The 11,792-nt window shown below is 33.5% G+C and carries 10 protein-coding genes and 1 pseudogene; 4 read left to right on the top strand and 7 right to left on the bottom strand.

The features are described from left to right. Window positions 1–64: 64 nt before the first annotated feature. On the bottom strand, window positions 65–1,414 hold the full coding sequence (gene radA / locus AMQ68_RS16330) for a DNA repair protein RadA (protein ID WP_054511678.1): 1,350 nt from the start codon (window positions 1,412–1,414) through the stop codon (window positions 65–67). A gap of 61 nt (window positions 1,415–1,475) precedes the next feature. On the opposite strand from radA, the gene AMQ68_RS16335 reads away from it, so the two are divergent. The 4 genes from AMQ68_RS16335 (at window position 1,476) to AMQ68_RS16350 (ending at window position 4,818) form a co-directional block, all read left to right on the top strand. After that, the gene (locus AMQ68_RS16335; protein ID WP_054511679.1) at window positions 1,476–1,883 is read left to right on the top strand and encodes a hypothetical protein; all 408 of its coding nucleotides are present in this window, start codon (window positions 1,476–1,478) and stop codon (window positions 1,881–1,883) included. A gap of 63 nt (window positions 1,884–1,946) precedes the next feature. Further along, window positions 1,947–2,519: a YceI family protein gene (locus AMQ68_RS16340; protein WP_054511680.1), complete on the top strand. Its 573-nt coding sequence runs from the start codon at window positions 1,947–1,949 to the stop codon at window positions 2,517–2,519. A gap of 440 nt (window positions 2,520–2,959) precedes the next feature. Then, on the top strand, window positions 2,960–3,304 hold the full coding sequence (locus tag AMQ68_RS16345) for a hypothetical protein (RefSeq protein WP_123905726.1): 345 nt from the start codon (window positions 2,960–2,962) through the stop codon (window positions 3,302–3,304). 11 nt (window positions 3,305–3,315) lie between these two features. After that, window positions 3,316–4,818, top strand: a complete 1,503-nt coding sequence (locus AMQ68_RS16350) for a hypothetical protein (protein WP_123905727.1) — start codon at window positions 3,316–3,318, stop codon at window positions 4,816–4,818. Between the two features lie 172 nt (window positions 4,819–4,990). On the opposite strand, the gene AMQ68_RS16355 is transcribed toward AMQ68_RS16350, so the two are convergent. The 6 genes and pseudogenes from AMQ68_RS16355 to AMQ68_RS16380 all read right to left on the bottom strand — a co-directional run bounded on the left by AMQ68_RS16355 (window position 4,991) and on the right by AMQ68_RS16380 (window position 11,662). After that, entirely contained in the window at window positions 4,991–6,685 is a 1,695-nt protein-coding gene (locus AMQ68_RS16355; RefSeq protein WP_054511683.1) for a bifunctional alpha/beta hydrolase/class I SAM-dependent methyltransferase, read from the bottom strand. A gap of 3 nt (window positions 6,686–6,688) precedes the next feature. Then, a complete protein-coding gene (locus tag AMQ68_RS16360) occupies window positions 6,689–7,990 on the bottom strand; it encodes a phosphatase PAP2 family protein (RefSeq protein WP_054511684.1) in 1,302 nt (433 codons plus the stop codon). Further along, entirely contained in the window at window positions 7,972–8,724 is a 753-nt protein-coding gene (locus tag AMQ68_RS16365; RefSeq protein WP_054511685.1) for an SDR family oxidoreductase, read from the bottom strand. The genes AMQ68_RS16360 and AMQ68_RS16365 overlap by 19 nt, the downstream gene beginning before the upstream one ends. Before the next feature lie 502 nt (window positions 8,725–9,226). After that, entirely contained in the window at window positions 9,227–10,264 is a 1,038-nt protein-coding gene (locus AMQ68_RS16370; protein WP_054511686.1) for a patatin-like phospholipase family protein, read from the bottom strand. Between the two features lie 3 nt (window positions 10,265–10,267). Continuing rightward, window positions 10,268–11,071, bottom strand: a complete 804-nt coding sequence (locus tag AMQ68_RS16375; protein ID WP_054511687.1) for a phosphatidate cytidylyltransferase — start codon at window positions 11,069–11,071, stop codon at window positions 10,268–10,270. Then, window positions 11,061–11,662: pseudogene (locus tag AMQ68_RS16380) on the bottom strand (CDP-alcohol phosphatidyltransferase family protein). The gene AMQ68_RS16375 and the pseudogene AMQ68_RS16380 overlap by 11 nt, the downstream one beginning before the upstream one ends. Window positions 11,663–11,792: the final 130 nt, after the last annotated feature.

Raw genomic sequence — 11,792 nt, forward strand, 5'->3', positions numbered from 1 at the left:
TTTTAAGATTATGGATACCTAAATATAAACATAATATTTCAACACAAGGTGACTTTTTTAATTATTAGAAAAGTCTTTCATGAAAATCCTCAATTTTACTTACTTCTTCTATTTTTATTCCGTGTTTTCTTTTGGCAATTTTATTAAGATTAGAAACAAAAATGGTCTCATAACCTAATTTTTCAGCTTCGGTAATTCTCTGTTCAACCTGTGCTACCGGACGAATCTCACCACTCAACCCAATTTCTCCCGCAAAACAAAAATGTTCTGAGATGGCAATATCTTCATTGGAGGAAAGGATAGAAGCAATCACCGCTAAATCTAAAGCAGGATCGTCGGTTTTTATTCCTCCTGTAATATTTAAGAAAACGTCTTTTGAACCCAACTGAAAACCTGCGCGTTTTTCGAGAACTGCCAATAGCATATTCAGTCTTTTAGCATCAAAACCGGTACAACTTCTTTGTGGCGTTCCATACACAGCAGTACTTACCAATGCCTGAATTTCCAACAACATCGGTCGGTTTCCTTCTAACGTTACGGCAACAGAATTTCCGGAAAGCTCCTCGAATTTTTTGGTAATTAAAATTTCGGATGGATTTTTAATTTCTTTTAACCCTTGAGAAACCATTTCATAGATCCCGATTTCAGCAGTAGATCCAAAACGGTTTTTGTTCGCTCTTAATAATCTGAAAAGGTGATTTCTATCGCCGTCAAAATTCAAAACAACATCTACCATATGTTCCAGGACTTTTGGCCCTGCAATTTGTCCGTCTTTTGTAATGTGGCCAACTAAGAAAACAGGAACATTATTTTCTTTAGCATATTTAATGATCTCATTTGAACATTCTCTGATCTGAGAAACCGTTCCGGGCGAACTTTCAATGAGTTGAGATTGCAGCGTCTGAATAGAATCAATAATCACAAAATCGGGTTGTAGCTTTTTAGCTTCATGAAGGATCTTCTCTAATGAAGTTTCTGTGTAAAGAAAACATTTAGGATTTTGAACTTCCGTTAATCTGTCGGCTCTCATTTTGATCTGAGAAGCACTTTCTTCCCCTGAAACATAGAAAACGGTTTTCTTCATTTTCAGAGCAAGCTGTAAAAGCAACGTAGATTTCCCAATTCCGGGCTCACCCCCGATTAAGGTAACGGAACCCAGAACAATTCCGCCTCCCAACACGCGATTCAATTCTTCGGAAGGAGTTTTTATACGGGGTTCTTCTATTGCTTCCACTTCAACAATATTGATAACGTGTTGCTTTGACTTTGAAAAAGGGGGTGTTTTAGATGAGGTTTTTTCTACGACTTCTTCCACCAAAGTATTCCATTCTCCACAGTTTTTACATTGCCCCATCCATTGAGAATACTGTGATCCGCAGCTTTGACAGAAATATGCTGTTTTTAATTTTGCCATACCGCGAAGTTCTTGATTTTTTTTTGAATTTTTCTTCCGAAATTTTGGTTAATTTTCAAACATGAAAAATATTCTGAAAAGTTTGATGATTTTTGTAGTGATGAGTCTTTTAAATACTCAGTGTACAGATTGGTCGGTGAAATTTTTAAATCTGCCTGGTGGAGATTTTGGAATGTTCTCATTATTCATTCTCATTTTTTGTTCAGTTATTACAGGAATTGGATTGGTAACTGTAATTATTTTTAGAAAAAGCTATCATTCAATACTAAGGATTGCGATTTTATATGAAGCTATTTATTTGTGTATGTTCATCATTTCTGGAAAAAATCCGTTCTCCTATTTTTCAAATCCAACAAATGAAAATATCTTGTGGATATTGATGTATGGAAATTCTCTTGTCATATTGCTTTTAATGTTTCTTATTCATTTATTGTATTCAAAAATAGTTTCATCTAAAATTAAAAACTAACATAGGTCAACGTCACGATCTGTTTCTTCCTCTACCTTTGTCGGATAATATAAATATTTCACTATGAAAAAAGTATTTTTAACTTTTGTGTTGGCGTTGGTAAGTGTTGTAGGTTTTGCGCAGACAACCTGGACGGTAGATCCTATGCATTCATCTGTAAATTTCAATATCAAACATATGGGGATCAGCTTTGTACAAGGTAGATTCGATAAGTTTAGCGGAAAAGTAGTAACTCCGGGTAAAGAAGCAGGTTTAGAGAATGCAGAATTTAGTTTCTTTGTGAATACAGGTTCTGTAAACACAGGGGTTGAAATGAGAGATAAGCATTTGCAAAGTGCAGATTTCTTTGATGCAGAGAATTTCCAAAAGATGACTTTTGAGAGCGGTTCTATTGTGAAGGATAAAAACAATACGTACACGTTGAAAGGGAAATTAACGATTAAAGATGTTACCAAAGAAATTTCTGTTCCGGTAACATTCGGTGGAATTACGAAAAACCAGCAAGGAAAAGAAGTAATGGGTTTCCAAACAAAATTTACGGTTAACCGTTTAGATTATAACATTAAATATGACCCAACGGGTGCTGGTGTAGCTAAAGACGTTGACGTTAACTTATATTTTGAGTTAACTAGATAGTTTTTCATATAAATTTGGTGTAAGAAAAGGCTTCTCAATATTCTTGAGAAGCCTTTTTTGTATGGATTTGGCCTTCAAGATAAAATCATGAATTTGTAGATGAGAAAAATCTAAACCTGTTGTACATTTTGAAAATAAATTCCATTATTTGATTATTAGAAGTTTTTTGTTCCCACAATAGTGATTTTCTGAACCTGAGAAAGGATTATTTTATAAATAATGTATTCGGAACTCAACTGCGTTTATACTGCATTTATACTTAATTAAAACGGTAAGGTGTTGTAAATTAAAGTGGTAGTAGGTGTGTAGTAGCTTGAAAATATTTTTTTCTCAATATGTTTGTAATAAGAATTCTCCGGTTTATGAAAAAACTGATTATTTTCTAAAGTTACGATGATATACCTATTAAGGATAGAAAAGTTTTAACAAAAAAAATACAAATGGAGAAATTTTTTACGACAATGATACTGAGTGTTGGTTTTATGTCATACGGGCAAGTTGGGATGAATATAAAGGATCCTCGGGGCGCACTTGATATCAATAATAATGATACAACCAATACAATGGGATTGGTACTGCCTACCAATTCAGATGTTACTACGTTAATCAATCCGCAAGGAGGGAATGTGGTTCCTGGAACTATTGTTTATGATAGTACACAAGATTGTGTAAAGTATTACAGGAAAACGGAGCAATGGAGTAACTGTATTAGATTTTCTACTTCCAACATTAGGAAAATTACGGACAATAATTTTTCACAAAAAGATTCAAAATCTCAACAATAAACACACAAAAGATGAAAAAAACAATATTACTAACTTTGCTGTTGAGTAAAATAATACTCTACGGGCAAATTGGAATTGGAACAGCAATTCCAAGAGGGGCTTTAGATATTAATCGTCCTACAACCAATACAATGGGATTAGTACTTCCCACCAATGCCAATGTCAATAATATCATTAATCCTTTAGGAACCAGCGTAGTACCTGGTACTATTATTTATGACAGTACCAATGATTGTGTGAGGCTGTATCAGGGGACTAATAAGTGGAGTAATTGTCTGAGTGATTCATCTTGTGCTACTATCGTATTAGACTGTTCAGGAGCTACCCATACTGGAATGTTAACGAGTGGAACTGCGGCTTCTGCAAATGTATTTACCATTATATCTTATACAGGAGGTGATGGCAGCTCTTATAATGCACAATCAATAGGTTCTACAGGGGTAACCGGATTAACCGCAACTTTACCTGCCGGTACTTTGGCTAACGGAAATGGAAGCCTTACATATACTATTACAGGAACTCCTTCTTCGGCAGGAACTGCTTCTTTTGCGATCAATATCGGAGGACAAACTTGTACTATAACTAGAAATGTAGTAAGTGGTGCAGGAAGCATAAGCACATTAGACTGTGTTGGTGCCAACCATATTGGTACATTAACCAGCCAAATTGCAGCATCGGGAGTTTCATCTGTGATCTCCTATACAGGAGGAAATGGTGGAAGCCATAACGGACAAACCATAATGTCTACAGGTGTAACGGGATTAACTGCTACCTTGGCAGCCGGTAATTTTGCCATCGGAACAGGTACTGTTATTTACAATATTACTGGAACTCCTTCTTCAGCTGGTACCGCAAGTTTTGCAATTAATATTGGTGGTCAAACCTGTATTATTACAAGGAATATAGTGGCTAACCCTAATCCGCCGCAGCCAGATTTAACCACCAACTGTAAAGGGATATTACTAGACAGTAAGCCAGTAGGAAGTGTTATCAATACAACAATAAATGGTGTGGCTGTTACGGGTACTTATCTCCAAAATGATTTTTACAAAAACGATTCCTACACTACACCATCTACGGCTTGTGGTGTCGGTGCTAATCTTATTCCGTCTAATACCCCTGGCTATACAACTCACTTGTTTGCGGCTCGTGGTCAAGCTTCGATAACCGGTACAATAAGAATAAAATTTAATAATCCTGTAACTAACCTGAAAGCCTATGAATTTCTTGATTCTCCGGGAAGTTCTGTACAATATACCTTTAGAAAAGATGGAGTTATTGTATATCCTACAATACAATATACTTCTACAGGTTGCCCAACCAGCTATACTGTCACCAATGGAAGTTCAATTTTAGTGAGAACTAACTCCGGAGTCTCAAGATATGGTGCAGGGATGGTATTCAATATGGGAGGAGTTTGGTTTGATGATATAACTATTGTAAAGACCAGTGCAGGGACTGTTGGTTTAGAATATCAAAATTATCTTGCGATGTGCCTTGGGGATGTTAAGTAAACGGATATAATTTTAATAAATACAATTTCTTCATTAATTAAAATACATACGTAGTAGTTTAGTGTTTGTGTTAGTAATTCGCTCTGTATATTTTGCAGAGCGAATTCGTTTTTTATCAACCAAGAAAAATAATATCTTTTATACTTTTTTCTTGAAATTTCTATGTTTTAACTCAAGCATTAACCTTTCCGGAAGACACCGTAAAAATTCCAAAATCATCAATCAACATATTTTCTTTCTGAATATTATTGAAAATCATCATTCTGTCCAATTCTTTTTGCGAACGTCTTCTCATAATCCAGTCCTTATTTTGATGATTGTTCAATACATAAGCAATCATTTTCAATTGCGGATGCCAAGGTTGTCCCGTATAAACAATGAATGAATTTTTTTCTGAAATAGAATTGACTCCCTGAATGGCTTTACTTGCCATTTCATTATCTCCGAAAAGTTCCAGAATTCCCGAAACGATGGTGATATTAGGTTCGAAATTTAATTTTTTATAGGTTTCAGGATCAAAGCAATCAAAGTTGGTAAATCTTATATTTTGATATTTCTTGTCCTGAATTACTTTTTCTCCAATTTCAATATTGGCCTTTACAAATTCATTCACCACAATTTCAACTACAGGATATTTTTCTTTGATATCGAATAAATAATTTCCTGTTCCGCCAGCAATATCAAGAATTTTCACCTTTCTTCCTTCCTGTTGAAGGCTTTTAATTTTTTGTTCTAAAAATTGAATTAAATGTTGCTTTCTGATTCGAATTCCTGTCCAGCCAATTGCCTCGAGATAATTTTTATCCATCATTTTCCCAAAACCTAATTTCCCTTGGGGCTGATTGTGATAAACGTAATCCAAAGAAGCGCCAGAATCAAAACCGTGTTTCAATCCGATCTCCATTCCTTTACTGATCTTTCCGATGGTATTCAAAGACCATTTTTGAAATTTAAAGTTGAGATTATTACCTACATTATTTTGAAGATCCTGGTATTCTTTTAGAGAAAATTTGTCAGGTGAAAGAGATGCTTTTTTATGAGTTTGACTAAAACATTTTTCAGCAAAATCTTTAATTTTATCATACACCAATTCTTTTCCGGTATCAAATAAAATTCCGTGGAAAAAGTTAGGAAGGACTTCGTAGTGTTTTAAATGAGTATCTAATTGATCATGAAAAATTTTCTGATCTTTATTGAAAACAACATGGTCTTTTTCGGCAGATAAAATAAGAGTAGGCGTATCAATTGCGGCTGCATCTTCTACCAACCGTTTTCCTGCTTTAGCCAGATCGATGAGTAATTCTGCATCAATAGATCGTGTGATCAAAGGATCTGTATCGTAAGCTTTTTGTTGTTCAGGATCATGCGTCAACATGGTTGATTTTACATAACTTTTAATGATTAGTCCTTTCTTCAATTTTGTACCCAAAGTGATCATTTCATTCGCCAAAGGAACAATAAGATTAATTCTAAAAGCAGGTGCCAAAAGAGCCATTCCTGCAATATTAGGAGCGAAATCATGTGCCCAGGCAGAGGCAACTACGCCTCCAATACTATTGGCAAGTACAAATATATCCTGAATTTTTATAGTATACTTGGATTGTAAGAATTTTGAAAAAGAATCAAGATCACGTACATAATCCATAAAAATAGAAGAAGTTGGCGTCTTCGTATGTCCATGTCCGCGAAGGTCGAATGCAAAAATATTGTAGTTTGAAAATTGTGGCGATTGTGCAATATCGTTCAGTCTTTCGGAGTGTTCATGACCACGATGAATGATGATGATACTCTTTTGTTGAGGTTGATAATTCCATTCACGATAAAAGATCTCGCTTTCATCAAAACTTTTAAAATTTCCGCTATTCATATATTAATTTTTTTTCAGAAAATCGAGGAGGTAAGAATGAATGATCGCATTCTTATTCAGGACTTTCATATTGGTTATTGCTTGGTTTAGAGGTAAAGATAGAATATTTTTCATTACTAAAATTCCGATGACAGAACTTCTGGTATAACCCATCGTACAATGAATGAGTATTTTCCCGTCTTTGGGTAACTGATGATAATTTTCTACAATTTCTGTAACGAGTTTTTTCGTTTGATGGATATCTAAGGTTCCAATGTCTAAAAAAGGAACAGAGAAGTACATTGATTTTTCTTTTATCATCTCACTTTCTTCCATTTCTGCTGCCAAATCGTAAACGAAAGTATTTTTATTAATCTCAAAATAGTTGATATCTTCTTTACTGAGCTTTGATGAAATATAAATGTTAGTTACAATTTCTAATGGTCTTTTATTCTTTCTTAAAAACTTCCAAAATATCCAATACATTAATAAATAAGGAAAGTAAAAAAGCTTTTTGTAAAAAGGAATATAGCCGTTGTTATCTTTTAAAAAGTAGATATTATTTTTTTGATATTGATAACCCACGATGAGCATAACGAAAGCGGGCCATAACAAAAACAACCAAGATTCATCTGAAAATTTATACAGTAATAAAGAGGTTACAACAAAGATCCATCCAACCAAAAAATAGAAATTAGCTACTTGGAAATTTCTGTATGAAAAATTATTCTTTTGCTCAGGAAAAATGAGAAAACTCATATGAGCAAGGATAGTTCCTGTGATAATATCAATGAAGTGATGTTGATAAGTCGTTAAGGTAGAAATACCCAAAGCGATTAGCCAAAATAGCATAAGCATCCTCCATTTTTTTAAATCTTTAAAAACGGTCCAGAAAATAAAAGCGTACGCAATATGTAGGGAAGGCGCTTGGTTAAAAGGCGAATCAAAAGTTGTTAAAAACTGAAAAGAATATCCAAAAATAGAGTGAGTGATCTCAGGTCTTTGTAGAGAAAATTTCAAGGGAAATAATAAAAAACAAATTCCTGCAACAATCGTTACCAACAGCATTCTTTGAGTCAGAACTTTGAGCTGCTCTTTTGTGCGACAAAAGAAAAAAACAGAACAGAAAAATAGTCCGCTGGTCATGTAAGGGATGATTGTCCAAGGGAGAAACGGAATGTATTTTTCAAAATCAAAAATAAAAGAAGGAACTTTTTCAAGGGTTGAAGCATGCCAGGCTGAATAATTGTAAACAATCATGAATACAACGGAACACAATAATAGGGCATAGATTTTCTGCTTTACATCTAATCGTTTTTCATCCATTTTGCTTTTTTAAACATGATGATATTTAATAATGAAGAGGGGAGAAGAGATAAAGATTTCATCATCCATTTCATTTTTACAGGGAAAATAATTATTTTTTTTTGCGTTTCAATAGCATCCGAAATGATAGCTGTTGCCGTTTCAAGATCAGTAAGAAAGGGTTTCTTGCTTAAATCGTTGTCATTAAGCTGTCTTAATTTCAATGTATCCACATATCCCGGAGCGATTGTCGTTACAGAAATTCCAAACGGTTTCAAAGCTCGGCGATAAGCATCCGCAATCTGAATGACTGAACGTTTAGTTTTGGTATACAAACTCGAATTTCCATAGTCCATAATTCCTGAAACTGAAGCAATTACAGCAATGCTTCCTTTGTCCTGACCTTTCATCACTTTTCTGGCAACTTCAAAACAATTCACAGTTCCTAAAATATTTGTTTGCAACATTTCTTCGGCTTCTTTATAAGAAATATTTCCGGCTACATCTTCTGCGTAACTTCCAGCACAATTGATGAAAATATCAAGATCCTTATTTTGTAGAAAATCATGTACGGCTGAAAAGATTGAATTCATATCACAAACATCGGCTTGAAATACTTTTAAATTTTCTAAACTATTTTCAGGGATTTTAGTTAAATCTCTTCCGCAAATCCCAACGCAATATCCTTTTGAAAGATAATGCTGAGCCAAAGAATAACCAATTCCTGAAGTCCCGCCTGCGATAAAAATATTCATGAGCGTGTTGTGATTTTCAATTTTAGGTAAAAATAGATTTTATTTAATAATGAAAAGGGTAAAAGTTTTTTTTGCATCTTTTGTTTTTTTATTTTAACCGCAAAAGAGGCAAAAGGTTAGCAGATTAGTATTTTAAGTTTTATTATTAAAGAATAAATAAAAGCACATAAGTTTTGAAAAATCTTTGATTTTTAATCTTTCGAGAACTTTTGCTTTCTAAAATTAAATAATGATTAGCTATCTAAATAGCTTTTGTAGTAAATATTCAAATAAGCATAGGGTCCTTATCAATAGAAACGGGTTTTAACCCGTTTAAATAAAAAAATAGAAAACGAATTGGCTTTAGCCAAAATTTAAAGCAATTAATAATTTTATTAAATTTTTATTTTAACTACAAAAGAGGCAAGAGATTAACATATTAGTATTTGAGAACCATGTCAAGGTTTAAACCTTAACATGGTTGTTGAGTGCGGGCTTTAGCCAAAAATTATCTGTTTTGAAATTATATTTTTACACTTTTCATCGTCTGATCAAAGCCATATTGCCACTGCATTTCCATATCTTTTATAAACTGTTGATGACTTGTAGGCAAAGAAAGTGCGATCTCAAATTTTCTCCAATTGATGCTTTTTTTGATGTAATGTCCTTCCAGTTTTTGCTTGATATTATTCGTGTCAATTTGAAAATCGGGCAACTGTTTTTCAATTTCTTCTAATCTTTTATTTCCGCTGTACCCTAAAACGGCACGTACAAAAGCTTCTTCGATAGGCGTGTAAGATTGTTTTTTTTCAATAATAACTTCTTCCGCAAGATTCTTGGCAAGCTCAATGGGGATTAAATCAATAGCGCCCCCTGCAAAATATTTCCCCTGAAATGAAGCGGGAGCAACATAAAACATATCAGAAACAGAAATTCTAGTGCTTGTTAATAAAGAAACATCTGTTCTTATGTTGGGAATTTCTTCAACGGCACTCTGCTTTAAATTTTCAGAAGTGATGATGATGTGCTGCGGAATTATTTTCTTCGCTGTTTCAGGATCGGTGAAAATTGTTTTTTGATATAATTTTCGATCATTTCGTTTTTGTCCAATTTCTGTTGGATTAAAATTGAGCTCTGAACCAATAATTAAAGTCGGAATTTCCTGAGAAAAAGAAGTGCTTTTCAACGAGGGGAAATCTTCTGATAGATCTTGATTCATTTCAACTAAATATCGATTAAAAACGTCCTCAATATAAGGAGCATTCCTTTTATTAAATAGTTTTTTTAAAGAGAAAAATCCAATTTCAGAAAGCTTTTTATGTTTTGTTAATGCTGTTTGAGATACAAACTGAAAATATTCTTCTGATTGTAAATATTTCTTTCGCGATAAATTATCAGGAAAAGCATTGATGACGGTTGCTGCAAAAGCACCGCCACATGAAGCGATGAGAACATCGGGTTTCATTTCTAATTCTTCCAACGCTGCAAATATTCCGAGGTAGATCATTAATCGTGTTCCGCCTCCTGAAAATAATAATGCTCTTTTGAATTTTTCGCTCATTTTTTACAGATTTAAAAGAAACGGAAGCATCCAGAAAAAAATCGGAGCATTGAAAGTCAAACTGTCCATTCGGTCTAATAAACCGCCATGTCCGGGAAGTAAATTTCCGGTGTCTTTTATATTGTTTTTTCTTTTTAAATAAGACATAAAAACATCTCCACAAAATCCTGAAATTCCTAAGATTAATCCTAAAATTGTATTGGTGAGAATAGTAGAATGTAATAAAAAGAAACCTAAAATATTACTCAATATCATCGTAAGAAATACGCCTCCTATAAAGCCTTCCAATGTTTTATTGGGACTGATTTTTGGAACGATTTTATGTTTTCCGAAGAATTTGCCCATTAGATATTGAAAAACATCATTCAGTTCAGTGACAACGACAACAAAAATAATAGCATACATTCCTGACGTATTTTCTCTGATAAAAGCTAAATGTGGAAAAGAAAAAAGACAAATTAGTAAAGCTGTTAGAATTCCCAATACTTGTTTTCCGGATGATTTTAAGATTGAAAAATATAATAATACAATAATTGATAGGCCTAAACTGTAAAGAAAATAATTCTCAGTACCTGAAAAATATAATAAAAAGAATTGTGAAACTCCAATAAAGATAGAAGGGTAGATGCGATTGGTATTCACTTTAAACATTCTCAAAAATTCAAAAAAGCATTGAAAACTGATCCATGAAACAAAAATCTTCATCGCCAAAGGATGTGAAATTCCGAGAGCAAAAACGAGGATAATATAAATCCATGTTTTTACCCGTAAAGGAACATCTGCAAATTTATTTTCTTCAGGCTTCATGGAGTGATTTTTTAAGTCGGGTATATGTACTGATCAAAAGCAATAAAATAATGAGGCCAAAAATATATGGAGAGTAATGAGAAATATCGACTCCAAAAAATACAATCAAACCATATAATCCCAAGATCAAAGCGCGATCACTTTTCCCCATCGGCCCATCGTAGCGGCGTTCTTTTCCTACAACTTTTCCCAGCAATCCTGCGAATTCATTAATGATGCTTAAAATAATGAAGACGATAATTAAATATAAACTTTCGGGCTGAAATTTTAACAAAGGAAAAAAATAATCACATCTGAAACAATATCGCCGACTTCATTTAAGACTTCACCTAACTTACTCGTTTGATTGAACTTTCTTGCCATCATTCCGTCCAGCGCATTCAAAGCCATTCTTATCAATAATCCGATGGGTAAGCTCAGGAAAAGCCATCTTGAAACATCGGCATTCCAAAATAAAATTCCAATAATCACAGATAATAAAACGGAACTGATCGTAATTTGATTGGCAGTAATTTTCTTTTTATGTAAGAATAATAGAATAGGAGTGAGCAGCTGCTGGAATTTTGGTTTTAATTTATATACCGAAATCATTATGGTTATGGCTTTTTGTGTTTGGTGAGATCAAATATAGATAATTTTTTTTATCAGTATTTATAAATGATAGAAAGGTGTTTTTCAATTTCATAAAGGTAAAAAATTGGTTTGCGTTTCTTTTTCCCCT

Origin of the sequence: Chryseobacterium sp. ERMR1:04, assembly GCF_001297705.1 — a bacterium.
GTDB lineage: Bacteria > Bacteroidota > Bacteroidia > Flavobacteriales > Weeksellaceae > Chryseobacterium.